The 24,837-nt window shown below is 48.6% G+C and carries 20 protein-coding genes and 1 other annotated feature; of the genes, 5 read left to right on the top strand and 15 right to left on the bottom strand.

Annotated features, from left to right (window positions below):
- Nucleotides 1-242: 242 nt before the first annotated feature.
- Nucleotides 243-446: a TOBE domain-containing protein gene (locus A3849_RS29655; protein ID WP_074103397.1), complete on the top strand. Its 204-nt coding sequence runs from the start codon at nucleotides 243-245 to the stop codon at nucleotides 444-446.
- Between the two features lie 94 nt (nucleotides 447-540).
- Here the strand turns inward: A3849_RS29655 and A3849_RS29650 are convergent, their stop codons facing one another.
- Nucleotides 541-1,683, bottom strand: coding sequence for a stalk domain-containing protein (locus tag A3849_RS29650; protein WP_074114664.1), 1,143 nt, complete (start codon nucleotides 1,681-1,683; stop codon nucleotides 541-543).
- A 131-nt stretch (nucleotides 1,684-1,814) separates the two neighbouring features.
- Here A3849_RS29650 and A3849_RS29645 point away from each other — a divergent pair, with 131 nt between their 5' ends.
- Nucleotides 1,815-2,381 (top strand): GNAT family N-acetyltransferase, encoded by a 567-nt coding sequence (locus A3849_RS29645; protein WP_074114663.1) that lies wholly within the window; start codon nucleotides 1,815-1,817, stop codon nucleotides 2,379-2,381.
- Between the two features lie 12 nt (nucleotides 2,382-2,393).
- Here A3849_RS29645 and A3849_RS29640 read toward each other — a convergent pair whose 3' ends face one another.
- The 4 genes from A3849_RS29640 to A3849_RS29625 form a co-directional block, all read right to left on the bottom strand.
- Complete coding sequence (locus A3849_RS29640) at nucleotides 2,394-3,680, bottom strand: sensor histidine kinase (protein WP_074114662.1); 1,287 nt, start codon at nucleotides 3,678-3,680, stop codon at nucleotides 2,394-2,396.
- The gene (locus A3849_RS29635) at nucleotides 3,667-4,347 is read right to left on the bottom strand and encodes a response regulator transcription factor (protein ID WP_074114661.1); all 681 of its coding nucleotides are present in this window, start codon (nucleotides 4,345-4,347) and stop codon (nucleotides 3,667-3,669) included. The genes A3849_RS29640 and A3849_RS29635 overlap by 14 nt, the downstream gene beginning before the upstream one ends.
- A gap of 64 nt (nucleotides 4,348-4,411) precedes the next feature.
- The gene (locus tag A3849_RS29630) at nucleotides 4,412-5,188 is read right to left on the bottom strand and encodes an ABC transporter ATP-binding protein (RefSeq protein ID WP_074114660.1); all 777 of its coding nucleotides are present in this window, start codon (nucleotides 5,186-5,188) and stop codon (nucleotides 4,412-4,414) included.
- Between the two features lie 51 nt (nucleotides 5,189-5,239).
- Nucleotides 5,240-7,591 (bottom strand): ABC transporter permease, encoded by a 2,352-nt coding sequence (locus tag A3849_RS29625; protein WP_074114659.1) that lies wholly within the window; start codon nucleotides 7,589-7,591, stop codon nucleotides 5,240-5,242.
- Between the two features lie 188 nt (nucleotides 7,592-7,779).
- Here A3849_RS29625 and A3849_RS29620 point away from each other — a divergent pair, with 188 nt between their 5' ends.
- Together A3849_RS29620 and A3849_RS29615 are read left to right on the top strand one after the other, a co-directional pair.
- A complete protein-coding gene (locus A3849_RS29620; protein WP_074114658.1) occupies nucleotides 7,780-8,886 on the top strand; it encodes a hypothetical protein in 1,107 nt (368 codons plus the stop codon).
- A 35-nt stretch (nucleotides 8,887-8,921) separates the two neighbouring features.
- Nucleotides 8,922-9,350: a GNAT family N-acetyltransferase gene (locus A3849_RS29615; protein WP_074114657.1), complete on the top strand. Its 429-nt coding sequence runs from the start codon at nucleotides 8,922-8,924 to the stop codon at nucleotides 9,348-9,350.
- Here A3849_RS29615 and A3849_RS29610 read toward each other — a convergent pair.
- The 8 genes from A3849_RS29610 to A3849_RS29575 all read right to left on the bottom strand — a co-directional run bounded on the left by A3849_RS29610 (nucleotide 9,340) and on the right by A3849_RS29575 (nucleotide 17,934).
- On the bottom strand, nucleotides 9,340-10,515 hold the full coding sequence (locus A3849_RS29610) for an alanyl-tRNA editing protein (RefSeq protein WP_074114656.1): 1,176 nt from the start codon (nucleotides 10,513-10,515) through the stop codon (nucleotides 9,340-9,342). The two genes, A3849_RS29615 and A3849_RS29610, sit on opposite strands and share 11 nt — an antisense overlap.
- A gap of 33 nt (nucleotides 10,516-10,548) precedes the next feature.
- Nucleotides 10,549-11,313, bottom strand: coding sequence for a TSUP family transporter (locus A3849_RS29605; RefSeq protein ID WP_074114655.1), 765 nt, complete (start codon nucleotides 11,311-11,313; stop codon nucleotides 10,549-10,551).
- 179 nt (nucleotides 11,314-11,492) lie between these two features.
- Nucleotides 11,493-11,672, bottom strand: a complete 180-nt coding sequence (locus A3849_RS29600; RefSeq protein WP_074114654.1) for a hypothetical protein — start codon at nucleotides 11,670-11,672, stop codon at nucleotides 11,493-11,495.
- A gap of 162 nt (nucleotides 11,673-11,834) precedes the next feature.
- A complete protein-coding gene (locus A3849_RS29595; RefSeq protein ID WP_074114653.1) occupies nucleotides 11,835-12,554 on the bottom strand; it encodes a YebC/PmpR family DNA-binding transcriptional regulator in 720 nt (239 codons plus the stop codon).
- A gap of 94 nt (nucleotides 12,555-12,648) precedes the next feature.
- Nucleotides 12,649-14,202, bottom strand: coding sequence for a lysine--tRNA ligase (lysS, locus tag A3849_RS29590; protein WP_074114652.1), 1,554 nt, complete (start codon nucleotides 14,200-14,202; stop codon nucleotides 12,649-12,651).
- A 66-nt stretch (nucleotides 14,203-14,268) separates the two neighbouring features.
- Nucleotides 14,269-14,532: a binding site (T-box leader), on the bottom strand.
- A 62-nt stretch (nucleotides 14,533-14,594) separates the two neighbouring features.
- Complete coding sequence (locus A3849_RS29585; RefSeq protein WP_074114651.1) at nucleotides 14,595-15,710, bottom strand: 5-methyltetrahydropteroyltriglutamate--homocysteine S-methyltransferase; 1,116 nt, start codon at nucleotides 15,708-15,710, stop codon at nucleotides 14,595-14,597.
- A 15-nt stretch (nucleotides 15,711-15,725) separates the two neighbouring features.
- Nucleotides 15,726-16,658 (bottom strand): LysR family transcriptional regulator, encoded by a 933-nt coding sequence (locus A3849_RS29580; RefSeq protein WP_074114650.1) that lies wholly within the window; start codon nucleotides 16,656-16,658, stop codon nucleotides 15,726-15,728.
- 157 nt (nucleotides 16,659-16,815) lie between these two features.
- A complete protein-coding gene (locus A3849_RS29575) occupies nucleotides 16,816-17,934 on the bottom strand; it encodes a phosphodiester glycosidase family protein (protein WP_074114649.1) in 1,119 nt (372 codons plus the stop codon).
- 279 nt (nucleotides 17,935-18,213) lie between these two features.
- On the opposite strand from A3849_RS29575, the gene sstT reads away from it, so the two are divergent.
- On the top strand, nucleotides 18,214-19,443 hold the full coding sequence (gene sstT / locus A3849_RS29570) for a serine/threonine transporter SstT (RefSeq protein WP_074114648.1): 1,230 nt from the start codon (nucleotides 18,214-18,216) through the stop codon (nucleotides 19,441-19,443).
- Between the two features lie 150 nt (nucleotides 19,444-19,593).
- On the opposite strand, the gene A3849_RS29565 is transcribed toward sstT, so the two are convergent.
- Both A3849_RS29565 and A3849_RS29560 read right to left on the bottom strand, forming a co-directional pair.
- On the bottom strand, nucleotides 19,594-24,090 hold the full coding sequence (locus A3849_RS29565) for a coiled-coil domain-containing protein (protein WP_074114647.1): 4,497 nt from the start codon (nucleotides 24,088-24,090) through the stop codon (nucleotides 19,594-19,596).
- Nucleotides 24,077-24,835 carry a DUF6063 family protein gene (locus tag A3849_RS29560; protein ID WP_074114646.1) on the bottom strand — a complete coding sequence of 253 codons (759 nt, stop codon included), beginning with the start codon at nucleotides 24,833-24,835 and terminating at the stop codon, nucleotides 24,077-24,079. The genes A3849_RS29565 and A3849_RS29560 overlap by 14 nt, the downstream gene beginning before the upstream one ends.
- Nucleotides 24,836-24,837: the final 2 nt, after the last annotated feature.

Below are 24,837 nucleotides of genomic sequence, written 5' to 3'. Positions count from 1 at the left end.
ATAGATTCTTGTTCTATTATACCGGATAATTCGCCACGGGTTCAAAACCCAGCATAGCCCAGCTCAATCATTGATTAACTCTCCATCGAGATAATTGTTACATTCTGTAGAAATCATTGTCTACCGAATATATATCTAGTATTATCTAGATATATTTAAATATAATTAGATGAAAAGCATCCACGAAGCACACTATAAATCTTCATTTCGCAATTACTCCAACTGAAAGGAAGGTAAGGACTATGAAAATCAGCGCCAGAAACCAGTTCGAAGGTAAAGTACTCTCCATCGAAGAAGGCCAAGTCAATGCCAAAATCGTGGTCGACACAGGTGGTCAGAAAATTACTTCCATTATCTCCGTAGAAGCGCTGCGGGATTTGGATCTTAAGGAAGGCTCCAGTGTGACTGCTGTCATCAAAGCTTCCTCCGTATTACTCATGGCTTAACCAGCAGAGAATTTCTAAGACCAGCGAAAAGGACTCAAATCCAGGTTCAGTCTGGATTTGGGTCCTTTTTATGGCGAGCCGTTCTATCAAAAAATTACTCTTTGTTTAGGGTATAGTCCACTGTCTTCGCCTTACCGTCCGAGAGGGCTGCATACGTGAAGGTCATAACATTCCCTTCGCGCTTTTTTAGAGCCAGCATTTTGGTCAACACATACGGGTCAGAGCCGTCAGCTGTGTCCCAATCCTTACGGTCCTCAGAACGGATTAATTCCGCACTGAGATTCGTGAATTCACCAGAAAGTGTATGAATGGCAAACAGGCCGGCACGCTTTAGATCACGAACAAGCAGTACATCTTTTGCCGCATATTCCACTGTGAAATCTCCTGTTCTTCCGCTGCCCTTCTCTAGCTCAAACAGCTTGCCGAGACTGCCATCGGAATTAATATACTGCACGTTCCTGCCATCTGTCATATACAACTGTGCCGAAGGGAGCTCAGCGGGATGTGTGTAAGAGGGGATTATGTAGTGATAGTCCATTTGCTTCACTATCTTCCCAGTCTGGATGAGAGCCTGATAACCGTTGCTGAAATCATTGAACATCGCGTAGTGCTTGTCGGTCAGCAGCAGCAGATCACTGCCCTTGCCCGCACTCTTGATCTGAAGCCAGTGGGAATATGGCGATTCACGTAATTGAAAGGTACCGATGGACTCCGGCTTGCCGTCAGATGATGATCTAAGGAAAATTTCTCCGCTCTTCTGGGATACCCAATAAGTCCTGCCTTGAATGGAAGCGGAAGTAAATCTCGGTTCATCTACGAGCATGATGTTGCCTGTGCTCTTATCGGTCCAGATTTTGCCGCCCATGGCGCTTACCGCTGATACTAGGTGAACGTATAACTTGCCACCAAGAATATTCGGTGCCTTCGCAAGCATTAAAGGTATGCTGTTCGTAGATACTATTTTTGAATCTGCCTTAAGGATCACTTCACGCCCTGGACGTATCAATACAGCAGCCCTAGTCTTCTGATTCCAGGACAGTGTATAGCCCATTGAACCGGCCAGTTCCTTTAATGGAACCCATGTTGCTCCTTTCATAATTATCTGACTGCTGCCCATTGTGGTACTTTTGTCATTTAATAGAATCCCGCTTTCCTTAGCTGCATGCACGGTCCCGGTACTTAAGGCCAACACCAAGACTGCACCAATACAGCCCAATGACTGCTTCCATTTTTGCATTCGCATAGTCTCCTTATAATAATCCTATAAATTGGACGCGTATGACTGGAAAAAGTTGCAAAATCATTCGTAGGGTCTCTATTTTACTACATGAGCTCCGCTCTGCTATGATCATCCTGGAGGCGACTGAAATGACACTTGAATTCATGACTTACAGGGAGTGGGATGACGCACTGTGGGCAGCAATTGAGCCGCTCTACCGCGAAGCTTTTCCCCATGGAGCCAAACCGGTTAATATTCTGCATGCCATGCTGGACAAAAAAATCGCCTGGTTGCATACCGGATACCAGAACGGGAAAATCGCTGCGATGGCGGTTACAGGTCTTAGCGGTTCATCTGCTGAACGGATACTTATCATCGACTATATGGCCGTGGATACCCGGCTCCGCAGCCAAGGTCTGGGCAGACAATTTCTGGAGATGATCCGCGACTGGGCGGTGCAGGAGCATCACATTCACGCGGTTCTAATTGAGGTGGAAGCTGGGAATACGGAAGAAGATGCGGCGCGGGTCCATTTCTGGGAGCATTGCGGCTTCATTGCAACATCTTATGTGCACCAATATATCTGGATTCCCGAGCCTTACCGGGCCATGCTGCTGCCCCTGAGCCAGGATTTTGTCATTACCGGCGATGGACAAGCTTTATTCCGCCATATTACCAATTTTCATATGAAATCCTTCCGTAAAAGCGGGGACTAGAGTAGCAAGGACTTAGTAACGGAGCACCAGCACAAATCGCATGCCATGACCTGTGGCTTCAGCATAAATATCACCGTCCATCTTCTGCAGCAATTGTTTACAGATATACAGTCCCAGACCGTTCCCTTTCTTTCCTTCTGCATTCGAACCGCGCCAGAAGCTTGTGAATATGTAAGGCAGTTCACCAGGGGTCAGCGGGGTGCCTGTATTCTCAACCATGATGAGCTGACGCATATCCTCCTCCTGGAAGGAGAGTCTGATATGTTCACCATCCCCGTACTTGATGGCATTTTCGATCAGATTATCCATAACCTCCAGAAGTCTATCCGGGTCTCCAAGAAGCAGCTTGTCTGCATAGGAACCGATGGTCCATTCGATTTTTAGCAATTCGAGCCGTTCCTTGTGGGAATACAACAGGCGCTTAAGCCATTCCCCCAGATAGAACTCCCTATTCTTTATTTCGATATTCTGCAGTGAGGAAACTGAAGCTGTTATGATCTCTCCGATCAACGTCTCAATGTTTTCAGCCTTCTGACCGATTAACCTGGCGCAGTCCTTGCGTTTGTCTTCACTATCATAAATATCCTGAACCAGTGCACCAGAATACAGCCTAATAGCGGCTACTGGTGTTTTCAGTTCATGCGATAGCGAGGCTACGATAGTCTGCCGGTCTTTTTCCAGGCTAAGATTGGTCTGTTGCTGAGATTCCAGGGTCTCCCTAAGCAGGTCCAGGCCCCAGATGAATTTACCGAAGAAGCGGCTCCGGCTCTCCTTCAGTCCAGCTTTCAGTTGTCCTTTGGATAAGGCATAGGGCAGCTCTTCAATGGTATGAAACGGCTTGATAATCTGCAGCTTCACGTAAAGGAGCAGACCAACAAGGCCTCCCAAGGCTATTAATAGTACGATATCCATAACTAGAATAGTTCTGGTTGTGTCCTTAACTGGAGGGTAGGAGAACCGCAGGTACCCCGACAGCTCCTGGTCTTCATAGATAGGGCGAATCGTGAATTCTTCCCTGTTGTTCAAGCCTGCTCCCTCAAAAAATCGTTCAAGCTCCTGCGGTACAGCATCACTCCTGATCCAGTCAAGGGTACGGACTGCTCCGGATCCGCTTGAATTCAGAACGATGTCCTTTGGCGGAACGCCCTCTGTGACCTGATGGAGGATACGGTTAATCTCCACCAGGTATTTTCGGCCCGTCTGCGAATTTCCGACCTGAATCGTATAAGCGGTACAGATTGCAATAAAAGCCAGCCCGAAGATCACAGTCCAAAGGATCAGGGTATTAAACCGCTTCATATTTATATCCTACTCCCCAGATTGTTACTATACGCTTCGGCTCCTTGGGGTTGTCCTCGATTTTATCGCGCAATTTATTAATATGTACGGTTAGGGTCGAAGGCTCGCTGAAGCTGTCCGCACCCCACACCCTTTCGAATAGCCATTCTTTGCGCAGCGCCTTGCCCTTGTTATTGATCAGCAGTACAAGCAGCTCGTATTCCTTGGAGGTCATAGCCAGGGTTTGATCCTTCTTAAATACCTGCAGGGAAGCACGGTTAATGACAATATCGCCATCGGCCAGCAGCTGCTTGTCGTCATTCATATCATAACTTCGTCGCAAATGTGCCTTGACCTTGGCCGTCAGCAGGTTCGCTGAGAATGGCTTCTCCAGATAATCATCCGCTCCCAGCTCCAGTCCGATAATCTTGTTCTCATCTCCATGCCTGGCGCTCATGATTAGAATGGGCAGGTTATGCTGCTCCCTTACCCGTCTGCAAACGGCGAATCCATCCAGCTCAGGCAGCATAATATCCAGCAGCAACAGTTTAACTGTATGATTTGCCAGATATTTCAGACCCTCTTCACCGCTGGCTGCAGTTTGTACAGAATACCCTTCCACCTGTAAGAAATCTCTGATGAGTCCGGCAAGCTCCATATGATCTTCGATTACCAGAATATCAGCCATAGTAATCTCCTCCCAGCTTCTTTCCGCTTGCCCGATTCAGCTGAAGAGCTGAGCCTTGCGATGCTTACCAGCCCATCTCCATCAGCCACTTCGTCAAGCTCTGTTCCCGTTCCTTAAATCCCTGTCCTTCGGCATATTTGCCCAAAATATGTTCACCCTGTATCGTACCGTCCACCATGTAGAGCACCTTGTCACTCTGAGCGGCCACCTTCACGTCATGGGTAACCATCATAATTGTTGTTCCTTCCTGGTTAATCCGGCACAGCTCTGTCAACACCTCTTTGGCAGCCTTTGAATTCAAGGCACCTGTAGGCTCATCGGCAAACAGCATGATCGGATGATTAATCAATGCCCGGCAGATACAGGCTCTCTGCAGCTGTCCGCCTGACACCTCCGTGATATCATGGTCTGCCGTCTCAATAATACCAAGCTTGCGCATGAGCTTGTCAGCATGCTGGTTAACGTCACTGCGGCTGCGTGAATCTCCCTTTCTTTTCAAAGCCTCATAACCCGATAGAATGATATTATCATAAACGGACAGATTGCCAAGCATATGCATTTGCTGAAAAATAAACCCCATCTTGTGCATACGCAGCTCGGCCATACCCTTCTCCGACAGCTGCGACAGGCTCTCTTGATCAAAAACCACTTCACCTGCGGTTAACCGGTCCATTCCGCTGACTGTATACAGCAATGTTGATTTTCCTGAACCGGAGGGACCCATGACTGATACGAAATCACCTTCATGCAGAGTCAGGTTTACATTTCTCAGTACATTATTCTGGCTTTTATTTACGATATAGGTTTTGCATAAGTTTGTTACCTCTAGAACTGAAGTCATGTTAATTCCTCCCTGTATGTACGCTTTGGATCGTTATACATTGTTTCTGGCTTATTCCTCATTCATATTCCAGATCTGAATCTTCTTAATTTGACCGCAGCTTGTATATACCGCCAGTACGACCACGATCAGGATTAGCAGCGGGTACAGGAGATAGACCTGCAGTGGCACAATATTGAAGTTCATCCGGGTCAGACCAAACATACGGAAAATGATGCCGATCAGCCGTTCACCCAAAATATTGGCCGTAATCACGCCTAAGATGATCGAGCCAACCAGCAGCATCAAGATACGCAGAACCTGCCACAGTCGGATTATGCTATTCTGGAAACCGAGGCTCTTCATCACCGCAATGCCCTGTACCTCTTTAGTAATCAGCAGCCTTACGAACAAGCTGGTAATGAAGAAAGTAATTACGCAGACAATAACCGTAAGCAGTAGAATAATGCTTTTCAGCTGGCCCATAAACCCGCCAGTGACATCCCCGAGTAAATCTGTTGCGCTTTTGAGATCAAGTTCACTAAAGTCCTGCTTCATATCCGCTAAAATACGAGCCTTCTGCCCATCAGGTGCGTTGATGTTTCCAGCAATTTGATAGGCAGCCGCATTAGAGGGACTATAATCATCTCCAAGCCGGACCAAGTAGCCTTCATTCGTAATGGTCTGGAGAAGACCGGTGATGAGGAAAGTGTCCTGCTTACCGCCGATCTCAAAAATGATTGAATCTCCGATACGTTTATCATATTTGTCAGCCATAATGCTGGTAATCGCGATTTCATTTGCTAGCTTTGGGGCAACGCCGTCCAGATACTGAAAGGCTGCAGCCGGTTCACTTTTCATCGCGGTGATCCGCATATTGTCCTCACCATTGTCTGAAATGTATTTCGAGTTAATAGAATAATCTACCGACAATGTAACAGGAAAGTTGTGGTCGAGGAACTCCCGGGTCATCCTGGCCAGTTCGGCCTGTATTTCTGATACCTTCTTATCTCCAACCTCGCTTTTGGTATAAAAGTCAGCCTGGACGGTTCCAAAGTAGCCAATGAACTTCGGAGTTACAATCGTATTCATCAAGTTAACCGGAATGATAATTATCGCGGTACTTAGAATAAATGTAAGAATCAGTGCGGTGTAGCTCTTCATCCGGTTGAGCACATCGCTGAGCGCCAGAAATAGTGCCGGATGCATAAACTTGCTTTTATGAAGATGGATTTTCCGTGAAGCCTTGAAGCGCTCGCCCGTTTGGCCCTGCCGGATCGCATCTATGGCTGATGCCTGGTTAATTTTGCGCATGCATAGCGTACAGAATAGTAGAGTAACTGCGATAACGGCTATTGTGCTGCAGATAGAGACCATCAAGCCGGTACTGCCTCCGGGTAAAATGATATATTGCGAGATTTTTTGGGACATCAGATTTGAAAGCGGGATACTCACTCCAAGTCCGATTGCTCCGCCAGCCAGCGCGAGTCCTAAATATTTAGTCAGATACAGCTGTTTGATCGCAGCATTCCGAAATCCAATCGCCTTCATCACTCCGATTTCTTTGTATTCATCCTGCAGGGTAGAAACAATCGTAAATCTCAGGGTCAGGAAAGCAATGAAAATCAGAAACAGGCTGATCACAAATAGCATTGCGGAAATAATCTGGTCCGTCATATAAGATTTCTTCACCAGTTCTTTCTCTACTCCAAAATTCAAGGAGATATCCTGTTTGGAAAACGCTTTCGCTATGGCTCTGCCCTCCTCATCGTTAGTTCCCATAAAGCTCCATAGCCTAGTCAATGATTCCTCCGGTAGAGCACTCTGAAGATCTGTAAAGTCCTTAGAGGAGATCAACAGCCGCTTAAGGCCTAGTAAATCCGAGCCCATATAGGCATCCTTGAATACCTTTGTGATGGTAAAAGTTTTTGAGCTTTTCCCTACCTGGATTTTCAGTTCATCCCCAAGCTTCAATCCAGTGGTGTTCATGAGGCTAATCGGTAGCCCCACTTCTCCAACCTCCATACTAAACACTTCGTCCTTCTCTCCGAATACGAGATTCACTTGATCCGGAACCATAGCCAGCACCAGCCCGGTATTACCCGAAACGCTTTTCCGGCCCTTGGGTACAATTATATCCTTGGACAGAAGTCCAATCTGAAGCTGTGAGGAATAGGAATCGACACTTTTCTCCTTCTTGGCCCATGCGGCAAGACTCCGGTTATTCTCTTCAGTATTGGCTATGGAAATGTTGTAGTCAGCTACCTTGCTGTGGCTGATGAAGCTGCCAATCGCCGTCGTTGTGGAGTACATCAGATTTGTACTGCTCGCCACAAGCGTCGAAGCTAGTATCATAAGTACTAACAGCACCATATTCATTACTTTTTTACGCTTCAGGTCCTTCTTTAATATTTTTAGAAACACAGGCGTAAATCCCCTTTCTGGTAGGCTTTAATGTGATTATAAAGGGGCAGTTATTAAATAATCCTTAAGCGTGAAAATTACCAGTTTATCGTACATGCTGGAAGCTTGAATTCGTCATCTGATAGAATGACTAAGTACAAGGCTTAGATCCGGTACATAGATGTCAAAATTCCTGAGGAGGTTGAAGTATGCCGTTTGAGCTTATCCCATTTCCTGAAGTCGTGCCGAGTGCGGGCCAGCTTGTAGCTGTCCAGGCCTTAAAAGGAACCGGGGCAGGAGCAGTCTCATTGCTTGCGCTAGATCGGAATAGTGATCTCTGGCGGTTTGACTTGCACACAGGACACGCAAGAAAGCTGCTGCATGCCGATATACCTGATTTGAAATTAGAGGAGCCTGTACAGATTGTAGTATCGGCAGATGAATGCTTCGCAGCAATATCGGGCAGATTCAGCCAGCACGCAGCGTTGTACGATCTCCAAGATTCCACGCAGATCATGGCATTGTCCAGGGATGATTATCATTATGATGTTTGTACCTTCCCACTTGCTTTTGCTGAACATGAGGGCAGGACACTGTTGATTCACGGCACGAAATGGAACCGGCTGGATTTGCTCGATGTCCGTTCAGGTGAGAATCTGTCTACGCGTCAGTCAACGGTTTCCGTAGCAGAAAATGGGGAACAGCTCACGAAACACGATCTCGATTATTTTCACGGTAAAATCCTTCTCTCCCCTCAAGGGGAATGGATTGTTGATACTGGCTGGCACTGGCAGCCTGTCGCATCCATACGCTCCTGGAATCTTCAAGCATGGCTCACGAACCGCTGGGAGTCGGAGGATGGAGCTACCTTACGGGTGCTCGGGGACTACATGGAAGACTGGGATCAGCCTGTAGTCTGGCTTGATTCGTCTACTATCGCAGTCTGGGGACAACTGGCAAGTGATATGTATGATGAAGAAGACACGAAAGATTACGGCGATAACGGTTACTCTCATTTTCTGGCTATATATGACGTGCAAACCGGAGAACGGACAAATCTGTTCATTCCAGTACCTGAATACCGGACCAAACCCTTGCTCGATGGAGAGCATTATTTTCCACATGGACAAATCGCTGCAGTAAACGGGAAGATTGTAATGTGGGGACCGGAAAAGGGTTTGTCCATTCTAAATCCTGATTCGGGTGAAATGGAGCTCACCGACAAGACATTATATCCCTACTTCTACCATCCATATGCGGAGGTATTTCTTGAAATTAATGAATCCGGCCGTATATCGGGCAAGCGGCTAATCTGAGATGAATTGACAATTGAACACTGGAGGTACTTCACATGCTAATCAGGACAGCGTTAATAAGCGATTCACATGAAATTTCCAGACTTTCGGGCGAGCTGGGATATGCAGCAGAAGCCTCCCAAATGGCTGAGAGGCTTCGTGATCTCACTGAACAGAGAGACAATATCGTATATGTAGCAGATTCAGGGAATCAACTGCTGGGTTGGATTCATGCCCAGGTCCGTGTTCTGGTCGAGGCCCCGCGATTTGTGGAAATAACCGGATTGGTCGTAGACAGTGCTCACCGGGGAGAGGGCATTGGCAGGCAGTTAATCGCACAGACTGAAGTTTGGGCAGCACAATCCGGGTTCACCAAACTAAGAGTACGTACGAATCAAAAAAGGTCAGATGCGGTTCAATTCTATAACCGGCTTGGTTTTGTTCTTGTGAAATCGCAACATGTTCTGGATAAATCTATCGAATAGAGCCTTTTGTGAACTCATAAAATCCGAGTGCATGTGCCCAGTCCGGGAACCCGGCTTGGGCCATTTTATCGCTGCCGCCGCCTTTTCCCTGGAATTCGCCCAGATTGGCTTTAAAAAAAGTACCACAGGACCATTCTGTACTTCCGCTGCAAGCGAGCACGACTTTATTCTCCGCCGCCGTCAGCAGCAGCACGGGAAGTCCGGTATTTGCAGTCAGCTTCATGGCCAGACTCTGTAAATCCTTGAGGGTTTTATCCTCGAAGATGTGTGCGGCTACCCTAGCCTCAGACTCAAGTCCGGATAAGAGCTCTTGGGCCAAATAATGATTATTCTGTTCTTTGAGTGCACCCAGTTCGGCCTGCAGTTGCTTCTGCTCGGCTTCCCATTTCCCGATCCTGTCCAGGATTTCATCTTTGCCTGTATTGAATTTCGCAGAAAGCACGCCAAGGATACGCTGATTCTCGTTAGCCTCGTCCAGCGCACGCCCTCCGCATTTGAACGTGACCCGGATATTGCCCTTCTGTTTCTCCGCTCTCAACAGCTTGATCATCCCAATCGCTCCGGTAGCAGATACGTGAGTCCCGCCGCAGGCATTATGCTCCACTCCCTCAATCTCAACAATGCGGATATTCTCCGTAACCTTGGGCAGCTTCACCAGCGGCAGGTTAGCCATTTCCCCGGCGGTAACAAAATAACTTACGATACGGTGATCAAGCACTACATGGCGGTTGACTTCCTGCTCTGCCGTAGCCAGTTGATCCGCGGTTAGCTCCTGAAGCTCAATGTCGATGGTAGCGTAATCATTGCCCAGGTGAAAACTTAACGTATTCGCTTCGAACAGCTCAAGGAATACCGCCGACAGCAGATGCTGGCCGCTGTGCTGCTGCATATGGTCAAATCTGCGGTTCCAGTCTATCTGACAGCTCACTTGGCTTCCTTCTGGAACACGATCAACCTTGTGAAAGACCTCGTCCTCTTCAAGAATGACATCCAGTACGGGAATTCCGCCAATAGTTCCGGTATCACAAGGCTGCCCGCCTCCATGAGGATAGAAAGCTGTCTCCTCCAGAATCAGATATTGCCCGTCTTCGCGCTCTACCACTTTACTTATCGAGGTCTGCCATTCCTTCAAATAGGCCGACTCGTAATACAGCTTCTTAGTCATAATCAAAGTTCCTTTCTGAATCGTCTTTAGGCATCAGTGCATCGTATCCCATATTTGCTTTCCGATCAAGATTAACGTAACTGTGATAAACAATGGGCGGATATAACTGGCTCCCTTGCGGATAGCCAGCCTTGAACCGACTACAGCTCCTATGACAATCGGAATGCCCAGAAGCAGGCCATAATACAGGCTGACTGAGCCAAATGCGGCAAACGTAAGCAGACTTGCGATATTGCTCGAGAAGTTAAGCACTTTGGCATTGCCGGCGGCAGTCACAAATTCAAAGCCCAGCATGAGAAAGGCGAAGATCAGGAACGATCCGGCACCCGGACCAAAGAATCCGTCATAAAATCCAATAACCAAGGCAATACATATGCCGATAATCAGCGATTTTTTGCTGTCTTGAGAGTAGGTAGAGACGTCCCCCCAGGATTTTTTGAACAAAGTATAGACCGTAATGACGACCAGCATCACAATCACAAGCGGTTTCAGAAACGCTGAAGGTACCTGACGGACCGTAAGTGAACCAGCCACCGCACCCGCGATAGAGAACGGAATTAGGAATTTGACCATCCCAAAGTTAATCTTCCCGGAACGGACAAAAGACGCCGTACTCGTGAATGAGCATAAGGTCCCGGCCAATTTATTGCTGCCCAGAAGCATTGGGAGCGGGATACCGGCAGCTAGCAGTGCTGGAATGGAGATCAATCCTCCGCCGCCTACCACCGAATCAATCACACCTGCCAAAAAACCGCAAATCACTAAAATCGAAATCATTGCTATACTGCCATGCTCCATAATGCAAAAAAGCCTCCTGCCAGAGTGGAAATGTTCTACAAACAAACTCCAGCATACACAATTTCGCGGAAGTGTACCATAGTATTCTTTGATGAACTTTTGCAGTCTTTCATTTATGGATATAAAAAGAGTGACAGGAAACCTCCCTGCCACTCTTGTCACCTTCAGACTGCACTAGCTCATTTGTACGTATTCTGCTCATTTTTCTTATAGGTCGTTTTGTCATCCCTCAGGGCTTCCTTGCGTATATCACTTTTCTTCTGTTCCATCTGCTGGGCTTCCTGGCTGGTCACCGGAGCGTTGTTCAATTCGTCAACCGTATTGATCAGATTCTTATCCGGTTTGGTGTGGTTATCCATTGTATTGCCCCCTTTAAGTTGTTGGATTGATGGGTCGCATCAGCTTATTGTGGCAAGATATGGAGCAGATTATGCGTTGTGGCTGGAACCAGAGAATGTCCGCAAAAAAAACCGGCAAAGCAGATTCATGATCTGCCTGTCCGGCTTTTACATGCAATTATTTTATTCTTCCGAATCTACATTGTGGTAGACCTGCTGTACATCGTCCAGTTCCTCCAAAGCGTCGATCAGTTTCTCGAACTGCGCTTCAGCATCCTCTGGAAGAGCAAGATAGTTCTGCGGTAGCATGGTCAGCTCAGCGACAGTGAAATCGGTAATTCCGGCACCGCGGAAAACCTCTTGAACGGCATGGAACTGGTCAGGCTCGGCATAGACGATTACAGCCTCGTCCTCTTCCAGTACATCGCGCACATCCAGATCCGCTTCAATCAGCAGCTCCATCACTTCGTCAGCTGTTTTGCCTTCCAGGCCAATTACAGCTGTAGGCTCGAACATATAGGTTACGGAACCGCTGACACCCATGTTGCCTCCGTTTTTACTGAATGCGGAACGCACCAGCGGGGCAGTACGGTTAACGTTGTTAGTCAGCGCGTCGATAATGATCATCGAACCGCTGGGTCCAAATCCTTCATATCTAAGCTCTACGTAATTTTCATCACCGCTGCCTTTGGCCTTGTCCAGCGCCCGGTCAATAATGGCTTTAGGCACATTGTACGTTTTGGCGCGCTCAAGCACGACTTTCAATGCACGGTTCGATTCCGGGTCCGGTTCACCCTTCTTAGCCGCTACATAGATTTCTACACCAAACTTGGCGTATACCTTACTTGTATTGGCATCCTTGGATGCCTTCTTTTCTTTAATATTATTCCATTTACGACCCATATTCTTCCCGCTCACTTTCCAACATTAATTATAAACAGTCCAATATATTATACCTCCGCTCTGTGTATCCCGTAAAGGGCAGTCCCGGCGACGGTTAAAAATCGAGCAAAGCCAGCAATCTATCCAGCCCGACAGCCTGGATCAGCACAGGGATTCGCGGACCTGTCTCCTGGCCCAGCACCAGCTGATAGATTAGGGTGAACAAACGTTTTTGATTGAATTTCATCGTTTTTTTATCCTCGTTATAACAAATAGCGTATATTTCTGTCATCATCTGCTCATCCTCCAACCCTCCGGTCCTCAGCAGCCCGCAAAATGCTTCCAGCCATGCTTGCTCATGTGTCTCCAAAGTCTCGTACAGGGCAGTATCACGGCTGGAATTTACGGTAACCAGCTTTTGCGGCATCCAGTGCTTGATCCAATATTCCGCCCGCTCCGCTGTTTGCTTCAGCCCGTACTCATCCACTACTTCTCCGTTCCGGGTCATAATCTCGTGTAGCAGATTTAGATCGAAATGAATCAGAGGCAGCAAGCCTGCAATGGGACCGAATCTAGGTATTCTGTCGTTCAACGGATAAATCAGCGAAAGCTCTACCGCCGAATCCATATCATCCGTGAGTGTACGGGAATCGTGAGCCTTCCGGTAACGTTCGAATTCCGTATAATTGCGGAGCACATCTTCATCCATTCCGATATGAAACTCAGCGTCCGGCTGGTATTTGGCAAACAGAAACAGAATATTCTCCGGGGCATAGACCTTCAGCAGATCGTCTGGCGTGTAGTTATTCCCGGACGAGCTGGACATTTTGGCAAAGCTGCCTTTGATTCTTATAAATTCGTAAGGCTCATACATAGGCGGTTCATTCCCAAAAATCTTCTTCGAGATCACGGAGGCTACATTGTAGCTGCCCGTTTCCGACGAATGGTCGCGGCCTCCAGGCTCGAACAGCACTTGCTCCAGATTCCAGCGCATCGGCCAGTCGATTTTCCATTGGAGCTTGATATTCTCCGCTTCCGCAACAGACGTCGTACAGTGATGGCCGCATTTACAGCTATAGGTCAAGAGTCCTTGCTCTTCATCAAAATAATGTACTGTAGTCGAGTCCTTGCCACAATCCCCGCAGTACACACTGACAGGATAAAATGCAGCTCTCTCTGCTTCGTTGGCTTCTCCCGTTTTGAAGGACATCAGAATGTCATAGATTTCTCCTCTGCTGCGCAGTGCCTGAAGGATTCCCGGAGCATAACGGCGGGATTGATATTCTTTGCTCTGATAGATAAATTCAGGCCTGATCCCAAAAGCGCTGAGCGCCTGTTCAAATTCCTGTTCAAAATGCTCCGCATAGGAAGTGTGACACCCGTAGGGACAAGGAACCTGCGTATAGGGCCTGCCGATATACTGACCGAAACTTGGGTCCACATGAACCGGAACCTTACGGAAACGGTCAAAGTCATCCCATGAAAAAATAAACCGCACCTTTTTGCCCGCTTTTTCAAGAGCCTTACTTACAAAATAAGTCGTCACAATCTCCCGGAAGTTCCCGATATGGATGTGGCCTGACGGACTGATCCCTGAAGCACATACGAATGTCTGCTGCTCCGGGTGGCTTTCGATTAACCGTTTTGCAATTTTCTCTGACCAATGCATGAATAATCACCTCTACAATTATTGTAAAAAAACAACAAAAAAAGCCCTCATCCTCAAGATTGTTATCTTGAGGACGAGAGCTGTAATCAGCGCCGTGGTACCACCTCTGTTCGCGGACATGTCACCATGCACGCCTCTTCGGGTACGGCCATTACGCTTATACCCTATCTCTGTAACGGGAGAACCCGTCATAGCATCCTTGGGCGCGCTGCCCAATTCCGTATGAGGCTCAGAGACTTTTTTCGTTAGGCACACTGCTGCTCCGTTTCACCATTCCGAAGCTCTCTGTGAACTATGCCGCCTAATTACTCTTCTCGTCATCGCTGAAGTGATATGCTGTTTCAATATATTCCACTATAGCAAAACCAGTTCAGAATGTCAGTATCCAAAAATCAAAGCCAAACTTTATTTGCCGTTTCAATGATCAGGCGAAGCTTATCCCACTGTTCGTCCTCCGTCAGCATGTTACCTTCTTCGGTAGAGGCAAAGCCGCATTGGGCACTGAGGCACAACTGGTCGATCGGAACCAACTGTGCAGCTTCTTCAATACGTGCGATGATCTGCTCGCTGCTCTCCAGGCCGCCATGCTTCGTTGTCACTAGGCCTAGTACAACTTGCTGGCCTTGGATGAAGCGTAGCGGAGAGAAGTCGCCGGAACGTTCATTGTCATATTCGAGGAAAAAGGCATCTACTTTAGCCAGTCCGAACAGAGTTTCAGCTACGGGCTCATACCCGCCGGCGGCAAACCAGGTAGAACGGAAATTCCCCCGGCAGACATGAAGTGCAATCGTCATATCCTCCGGCCGCCCGCTGATACTTTCATTAATCAACCTCACATAATCCTTGGCGAGCTGATCGGGATCAATGCCGCGGCTGCGCAGATGCGCCCGGTGTCTGCCGCTGCAGAGAGTCCCCCAGGTCGTATCGTCCAGCTGCAGATAACGGCATCCTGCCTCATAGAAAGCACGGATGGCCTGCTGATAGACTTGGATAATATCACGATACAGCGTCTCACGGTCAGGATAGATCTCATTGCCGTTGTAATCCTGCACGAAGTGGAACAACGCCGGAGAAGGAATAGTCATTTTGGCCAGTGTATCTCCAGCCATCTGCTGCAGCTCAATGAACTCTCCCACCATGGGATGATCACCGAAGGCGATTTTGCCCACAATCCGGAAGCTTTCTGCACGCTGAGCTGTCTCTTTGACACCTCTGCCTTGATCCAGACTAATCTTCTGCGTGCCTGTGATTCCGAGGAAGAAATCCAGATGCCACCAGGACCGGCGGAATTCTCCGTCAGTAACAGCCTTAAGCCCCAGAGCCTTTTGCTGTTCCAGCAGCTTGAATATTTCCATATTCTCAATTTCATGAAGCTGCCCGTCTGTGATTTCTCCTTGTAAACGCAGACTGCGCGCGGATTTCAGTTCCTCTGTCCGGAGGAAGCTGCCGACGATGTCGTAGCGAAAGGGCGGAGTATTTCGTTTGGAGCCGATAACTGGACTGATCATACGTCCCTCCTGCGGTTAGAGTAAGAAAGATTTAAGGTCGAAAACATTCCTGGATACCTGGTCATTCAGAATATCGATGTAGGTGGACATCATCTCACCTGGCTTGCGGTCCTTATGGGCGATCCAGCCGACGGTGAATACCTCAGGACTGTCAAAAGGAATCGTTACCAGCCCATCGCCATACCGTTCAGTATCCATAATTCCCGTTCCTACCGTGTAGGAATCACTGCCCAGCAAAAGATGGGTCAGCGTCGCCCGGTCCGTTACTTGGATATTCTTCTCAATCTGCGTGAAGCTGAGCATCTCCTCCGAAAAATGCAGCGAGTTGTTCTCCCCCTGCTCAAAGGTAATGTACGGAAAGGGAAGGATATCAGCTAGCGTGATCATTTCTTTACCCGCGAGAATATGCCCTGCCCTCACATACACATGCGGATTCGTATTGAACAGCGGGGTAAACTTCAGATTCCCGTCACTGAACAGCTTGTTCATCACCTTATAGTTGCTCTCATTGATATAGAGAATACCCAGATCACTGCGCAGAGTCCGCACATCCTCAATAATCTCATAGGTCTGCGTTTCTCTCAGACTGAAGTTATATTCCGGCACTTTGCTCTCTTTCATCAGTTTAACAAAAGCATCGACAACAAAAGGATAATGCTGGGTGGACAAGGAGAAATAGATCGGGCTGCGTTTCTTGCCGGTATAACGGTTCTCCATGAATTCAGTCTGTTCAATAATCTGCCTGGCATAACCAAGAAATTCTACACCCTCGGCTGAAACGCTGATGCCCCGGTTGTTCCGTTCGAAGATCGTAATTCCCAGTTCGTTCTCCAGCTCCTTGATGGCGTTGGAGAGGCTTGGCTGGGAGACAAAAAGCCTTTTGGCCGCTTCATTCATTGAGCCGCTGTTCGCAATTTCAATAGCATAGCGGAGCTGCTGCAAAGTCAAACCTGTTCCTCCTTTTACAAGGACTTTATTGCTAATACTTCATTACCCGGCTACAACAGATGCCGTCCCTCGGAAGGAACGGCACCTGGGTTTCTGCTTATAGTAGCATAGATTTACGGTTCCATCCATGCCGGATGCAAGAAGGGTTAGCGGTTTCTTATTGGCTGCGCTTTTTACCTGCATCAATCTTGGACGGGTCCAGGCCTTCCCAGATGTTCTTGATATCCGCCAGCTCAGGATGCTCAAACACCAGGAATGCAGTAGGAAGATAACGCTCGCCATACTGGGAGGAAGGCTTGTTGACAATCTCATTGTCCTTCACCAGAACAGTGGATGATCCACCGTCGAGGTTGGCGGCGATAACAGCTCCATGCTTCAACATAATCTGCTGCACATCATAGAGGTTTGCACCAATGCTGTAACCGGGTTGTCTGCCGTCAATGACTACGAACAGCAGCGCACCGTCGGCACGCTGGCCCATCGCGGTTCTGGGAGCAATCCCCCAGCCCTCGGCAGCATTCTTAATCAGCCCTTTGCCATTGACTATAATCCGCGGCTGAAAAGACACGGCCTCCTGCACTCCCAGCTTGCTAAGCTCATTGAGAGTGTAATTCCCGGCGATCATTTTACCCTGCTTGTCAAGGCCAACGATCTGTGTGGAATTCTTGCCCCCGAGACCATTATAGAAAAGCTTGCCTTGTGAAATAACCAGCCCAATCGGTTTGAAGCCGTTTCCCTTCCAGTTGGGGTCTGCGAACCCCCCGCCATTCACACCGGCAATGGCTCCTGTACGTGCCACCATGCTGGTCACTTTTTCGCCTGAGCCTGTCTTGTCCGGTACGCCCAAGCGGACCTTGGTTGGATCATTAACCGTCATAACAAAACCGGTATAGCCGCTGCCGGATACTTTCTCTATTTCAACCAGGGGCTTGTCTTGTTCTTCTGCGGTTGGTTCCTGGATCACGTGGGTGTCCTTCTCATCCCCCATATGCTGAAACCGCAGATTGTATTCCTTGACGCGATCCTTCAGTTCATCTTCGCCAATAATATATTTCGCCAAATAGCGGTGCTGAGTGGTTATTAGCGTATCTGCTATTAAGTAACGGGTGTTTTGGGCAGAAGGTGCAAAATACAGCCATCCGCCAGCAGCTAACAGCAGAAATACGAAAAACAGAAAAACTCTGGAGAGTGTGCGGAAAAAGCTTTTTTTCTTGCGTTTACGAACGGGCTTCTTCTTACGGACGGTGTTACGCTGTGGTAATGATGAAGAATTCACTTCTTGGTTTCCTCCCTGGTACTATCTGATAATGGAAAAGCATTTGTCATATACCCCATCATAGACGATAATGCCAGATTAAAGGTTTCAGTTTGTTCAACTATCTCCCTACATTCATTTAAAGTATTACCTCGATAAAGCGAATTTTCATGCACAAATCATTCCAGTCGAACACAACCGGCAACTTCCGTGATAAACTAACGAAAATGTTTACTTGCCGCACAACAGTCTTTTGGCTGGGCTTAGTAATATTCACCATAATCAACCCGGAGGGAATACATGAAAACATTACTACTCAAGTGGAATCAACTAAGCCTTGTAAATCGGATCCTTGTGGGGATTATTGTGGGGGTAATCTTGGCGTTGTCCGTTCCTAATGCAACAGGTATCAACATTTTCGGTTCATTATTTGTATTATCATTAAAAGCGGTTGCACCTGTATTGGTCTTACTCCTGGTGATATCTGCCATCTCGCAGCATAAAAAAGGCCATCAAACGAATATGAAATCCATCCTTGTTCTCTATGGTTTAAGTACTTTTCTGGCAGGTCTGATTGCAGTCATTGCAAGTTTCATATTCCCGGTAACTTTATCACTTGTAAAGGGAGCCACCGATCTGACTCCACCTGATGGGATTGTAGAAGTCCTAAAGTCATTGTTGTTCCAGGTGGTCGACAATCCGGTTCATGCGCTGCTGAATGCTAATTACATCGGTATTCTAGCTTGGGCTATCCTGCTTGGATTTGCTTTGAAGAATGCCCATGAGACTACAAAAAATATGCTAACCAACTTTTCAGATGCCGTATCACAAATCGTCAAATGGGTAATCAATCTGGCACCATTGGGAATTATGGGACTTGTTTTTGATTCCATCACATCTAACGGCCTTTCTTCCATGCTTGATTACGGGAAATTACTTCTCGTTCTGGTGGGATGTATGTTATTTATGACGCTTGTTGTGAACCCCTTGATCGTATACCTGAATATTCGCAGAAATCCGTATCCGCTTGTTATCAGCTGCCTTAAGGAAAGCGGGATAACCGCATTCTTCACCCGAAGTTCTGCTGCCAACATTCCAATCAACATGAGATTATGTGAAAAACTCAATTTGGACAAAGATACGTATTCGGTATCCATTCCATTAGGTGCTACGATTAATATGGCGGGTGCTGCGGTAACGATATCCGTCTTAACTCTCGCAACGGTTCATACCCTTGGCATTGAAGTGGATTTTGGTACCGCGCTTGTTCTAAGTGTTCTATCTGCTGTATCTGCTGCAGGTGCTTCAGGTGTTGCCGGCGGGTCGCTCCTACTCATTCCTCTGGCGTGCAGCATATTCGGAATTCCGAATGATATTGCGATTCAGGTCGTTGGTGTAGGATTCATCATCGGCGTATTACAAGATTCTTTTGAAACAGCACTGAATTCTTCCTCCGACGTACTTTTCACAGCAACAGCTGAATATTCAAAAAACCGTAAAGAGGGCAAAGCATATCTAACTAATGTCTAGTTAAAAATGCCAAAAAAAGACGACACTCATTCATTTGTTTCTGAATGAAATGTCGTCTTTTTTCAGGTTTAGCGATTCCGTCCAACACCGCTACCGTGATTCGTCTCGTAATGCGGGAAACTGCGAAATTTCAATTGAATTCCCCGTTAATCAGAACAATGTAGCCGGAATCAGCTTGCGTCCGCCTTTTATAAGCGTGGATTCCAGCATTTCTCCCTTTTCACCGCCAAAATACAGCTGCCAGTACACGCCAAACCGGATACTGACATCATTCTTCACCAGCTCCGGCGGCGTAACGATCAGCCATTGGAACCTAAGTGCCTTGGAGATTTCAAATACCGGATCGAGTACGTTGTTGGAGACCATTTCACCAAAGGGATTGTCATATAAAAAGACCGTCCAGCCTTTGTTCTCGCGGTTGACCCGTTTATGGGTCATGATCATCATCGCCACCAGCAGCTGGACCGACTGGCGTTGTCCGCCGCTGCCGACCGCTTCATCCAGCGCACCGCGGTTGATGACTTCCCAATCGGAGTAATGGTACTCCTCGGGAGCAGCATATAAGAAATAGTTCTCCGTTACCGGCTTGTAAACCTGCAAGACCGGGAAGCGGTTCTGCATCGAGGCATAGACAATCTTACCGTCACTGATCAGATCCTTGAGCGCTGCTGCCGGAACCTGCTCGATCTTCGGGAATTTCTCCAGCAGGCTGCTGATGCAGCTGTTGAAGTAGTCGCTGACCAGCGGTTCGATATCTTCTGTGGTTTTCGGAACATTAATGTTCTTATAATTCAAACGCACTAGCGGGAAGGCATGACCGTTCTCGTTGTGGATAATCATCCGGCGTTCCATCCGCTTCAGGATGTCGACGATCTGCACAACCCGCTTGGCAGCACGGCCGACCCACATCTTGCGGGAGAGCTCCATACCTTCCTTATCACTGCGGATGCTCTCAATCTGGTCTTGCGAGCTCTGGAGCATGGAGTCCAGCACCTGAAGCGCAATGGAGAAGTCTTCCCAGTGAACAGTATTCAGGCGTTCCTGGATCTTGACCTCCAGCTCCGCATTCCAGCCGCTCTTGGCAAGCTTGCCGCTGAGAGCGTTCTTCTCTTCCTTAACTCTCCGCGAAATTTCGCTCCGTTCACTGCGGCTCTCCCTGCTGCGCAGCAGCCATTCACCCACCGCACGCTCGCATTCCTCTCTTACACGATGCTGGATCTCTTCAGGAATGTCCCGGAGCTGCAGTCGCCCTTCCACATGAGTTTCCATGATTTTACTCTGGCTCGCGAGCGTCTGAAGCCACTGATCCAGGGAAGTCAGCTTCAGCTTACTGCTATTCAGCGCATATTCATTCTCCCGGGACCGTTCTCTAATCTCTTCTTCTTTTTGGTCCAGTGGATCATGCCACTGCTCAGTCGCTCTTTCATGCTTCTCCTTAATCGACTTCTCCAATTTAGCCAGCTGCTTCTGCAGGTTATCCAGCTCGGTCTGGCAGCGGACGAAGGAATCACGGACATGCTGATAATCCTCGTCCAGAATCCCGGTATCGCTCCTCTGACGCGCTCTGGCTGACATAATCGAGTCAGGAGTGTCTCCGGGTTCCGGCACATTGCGCCAGTTAGGATCTATTTGCTGGACCGCCGTCTCAAGCTCGGCCACCTGCCCGGCTGCAGATTTGATCTGTGCCGACCGTGTACGGATTTCCAGCTCATTGCGGCTCAGGGATTGCTGGAGACTCTCTAGTGTGCTGAGTGTCTCCAGCAGCTTCTGCTGAACGGAAGCATCAGGTATGGATTCAATCATTTCGTCTGGATTCTCAAAAGTAGAAACCTGAAGCCCATCCGGGAAGATCAGCTCTGGGAACCATGTTTGCAGTCTCGGGAATAATGAATATCTGGTATCTCCATGCCATTTTTCCCGCTCAAGGGAGGTGCTGATAAGTTCCGCTTTTAGCTGTGCGAGCTGGTGTTCCTTGCCTGTGATCTCTTTATTCAGATCACCTTTGCGCTCAAGCGCCTTCTGCTTGTCCTTATAATCCTGTTCCTGCTTCTTGGTCCGTTCGTTCCACTCGCGCAGTGCTGCCGCTCTGTCCTCCTGCTCGGATTTGCCGGCCTCGCATTCGGCGGTTTCTCTCATAATTAACGCTATTGCTTCTTCGTTTTCACTGATTTCTGTATTCAGTGCGCTTATAGCTGTGCGCACCTCGTTTTGCAAACCCTCAAGTGCATTCAGCTTGCCCTTCAGACTAACCGATTGTTCACCTTGGAATAACCGTTCATATTCCTGCCTTGCGGATTTCAGCTTGGACAGATAACCTTCAGCATCCTGCAGCTCAGCTTCCTGTTCCTTCAGTCTGGCAGAAATCCCCTGCTTCCATTCCAGAAAACGGTCCGGCTGCAGTACCATTTGCGGACCTTGCCCGTCCAGCACGAGGAAGGGCTGCGCCGCAGGCTGCGCCATCTGTTCGCGGATGAAGATTGGCACCGCTGATTTTAGCAGCAGATCCTTCAGTATGTCCGGCTGCAGCTTAGCAGCCTCGCGTTCAGTAACGATGAGGCCGTAAGCCAGTAAAGGATTACGCTCTAGCTCTTCCTCCCGGATCAGGTAGGGCTGATCGTTCAGGAAAGCACTGCCAAGCATCGAGCTGATCTTCAGCGAATCGAGCCTGTCCTTAACCGTCAGCAGATCGCTGTTCGGCAACCAATGCGCTTCATGCTGAAGCTCAACATCCAGCAGTTGATGATAATACTCTCTTCTGAGCCTTTTGGTCTGCACCTCAGCTTCATCCAGTCTGCGGATGAAGCGTTCCTGTACGGCGGCCTTCGCTTCGAACAAGCCTGTAGTGCCCAGCTCGTTATGCTCCTCATACAGCTCCAGCAGTACCACGAGCTGAGACCAAAGCTGTGACTCTTTGTTCAGCTGTACATCCAGCTGCGACTGAAGCTCGCTCTCCTGCTGTTCATGGCTGAGAAGCTTCTCGCTAAGCTGAGTCTGCTTTTTATGCAGATTGAAGCGGTCATCCTCAGCAATTTTACGCCGTTCATTCAGCGTTATGATATTTTCGGCGAAGCTTCTGGCGTATGCGATGGCCCGCTGAAGCGATGCTGCCGGTGAATGGGAAGCTTCCTGCCCATGGCGGGAAGCGAACACTCCCAGAGCTTCCGTATATTGGCGGATGGAGGAGGTCAACTCATTAATCCGGCTGTCCAGCCCGCCCAGCTCCAGCAAAAAGCTTTCCCGTTCTTTGCGAACCCCCGCTTCTTCAGCGGTCAATGAGTGCTGACGGCGGCTGAACATGGAAATCTGCTCTTGCCACAGCTTGAACACATCCACCCACTGTATGCGCAAGTTTTCCTTCGAAGCCTGCACCACCTCTTGGCGCTCCTTCATTTCCAGGGAGCCTTCGATGGCTTCAATTTCCTTCTGCCACTGCTCCATCTGGCGGAGCTGAAGCATCCGGCGGGCCAGATAAAGGGCGACTTCAAGCTCCTTTTCCTTGGCCTTCGAATCTTCCAGCCGTTGACGGGCCCTGTTCTGATTGTCGCTAACCTGTTTGAAATCCTCCTGTTTCCGGTCAACTTCCTCTCTGCTGCGCAGGTAATTCAGGTTGTCTCCCTCAAAACGCAGCTGACGGGCTTCCTGGTGTAGCACCACTAGTTCATCTGCTTTTTTGCGGCGCTCTTCCTCGGCTGCTTTCAATTCATCATGTATGACCGTGTACATTTGCCGTCCCAGCAGCTCCGTTTCACGGTAGCTCCGGTCTGCTTCCGTCCCCTGCTTCACCAGTTCATATAGCGGTGCCGCCAGTGTAGTGAATTCGGCAAACGCCTTCTCCCGCTGCTCCAGCATCGGCAGTCTCTGCGCAACAATCGCCGCGTCCATGAACATTTTCTGAAGGGAGCCCTCCTGTTCGGACAGACCTTCGTTCAGGCTGGTGCCGATTTCGGGAATGATAAGTTTTTCGAACAGGTTCTGGTTCGTAAAGGCATCATTTTTCTGGAAATACCCTTTAATCCCCCCCTCTTCACCATTAATCCGCCGCATGTTGCGCCATTCACCGATATGGATATCCCGTTCCGCCAGGAAATGATAATACCTTTTCAGATCCGAGCTGTGGCTTCCGAAGGAGGCAATTTCGCCCCGGTGGTCACGCACGAACTGCTGTATGCTCTCAAAGCTCACAGGCCCCCCCGCTTTGTCATCATATAGAGGCAACGTGGACAGCGTAAGCTCTGCATGCTCTTCATAATCCAGCAACGCATAGAGCAGATAGTCGACCTTGATCTCCAATTGATCCGCAGAGCTGTGGGCTGTCATCGCAATGCCTGTGGTCATATACTCGTTACGATCACTGTTATCCAGCCGCCACTCAATAGCCACATGAAAGGTGTAGGGCTTGAGCTGTTTTTTGTGATTATGAAAAAAAGCCTCGACCTGATTCTCATTGTCCTTGCCCCAGGCCGCTTTCGGAATTAGCAGCTGAAAAATCGACTGCAGCAGCACTCCCTTACCGCCACCGTTCATCAGAGTAATCAGCGTGTTCGCCGGACCCTCATCATTGCTGAGGTCCAGGACCATATCGTCATACTTTTTGAGCATCTTCTCATATTTGAGTCCGGCAATCCGGATCCGTTCAATACGCGGCATGGGCCTCCCCCTCCTTCTCCGTCAAGGTGCGTAGGGTAAGAGCTTTCAGCTCCTTATAACGGTCAACATCGTGGTACAGGTAACGCATTCTTTCATATAATTCTTCCCGCGGGAAGATCCGCTTCTCATTCTCCGAGATGAATACCAGATGCTCTTCCTCCAGCAGCTTCATCCCCTCATGAATCAGGCCGATCCGGGAACCGGCCCCCCGGGTCAGGGAATCGCCTTCCTCCTGGCTTTTGGTCTGCATGTATAGGCTTGTCCAAACCTTATGCATTGCCTGAATATCCAGTCGCCATTGCTTGCTGAAGCCCCCGTCAGCATCCATTTCCACCCACGACTGAAACAGCGAGGATACCTGGTCGGAGATTTGAATATAGGACATACTGTCCTGCCCCGGCTTGAAGTGGTGTTCATCCTGATCCATCTCGGCCAGGAACACCAGAATGATGATGTTGATGATATGTAAATGGGTTTTACGCTCAATCCGTGAATATTTGTTCCTGAGTTGGGTGAAGTTGCTGGCAAAACCCGAGCCCAGCGGATTGACCAGCAGATGCAGGCGGTGTCCGGAATTCATAATCCGGCAGCCTCCTTCTTTGGCCATGTACTGCAGCGCATCATAGGCTCCCGTGTCCTGCAGGCACTCGGCGGCTGCGGGATCATCCAGCGAGATCACCTTCCGGCGAAGCAGGTCAAAAAACAGCCGTGAGGCCTGCTGCAATTGTTCGAGTGAATAGCTCATGC

The sequence above is a fragment of the Paenibacillus sp. P46E genome (assembly GCF_001909095.1).
Taxonomy (GTDB): domain Bacteria; phylum Bacillota; class Bacilli; order Paenibacillales; family Paenibacillaceae; genus Paenibacillus_AQ; species Paenibacillus_AQ helianthi.
The sequence above is the reverse complement of the archived record's forward strand: the minus strand, read 5'-3'. Positions and strand labels throughout refer to the sequence as shown.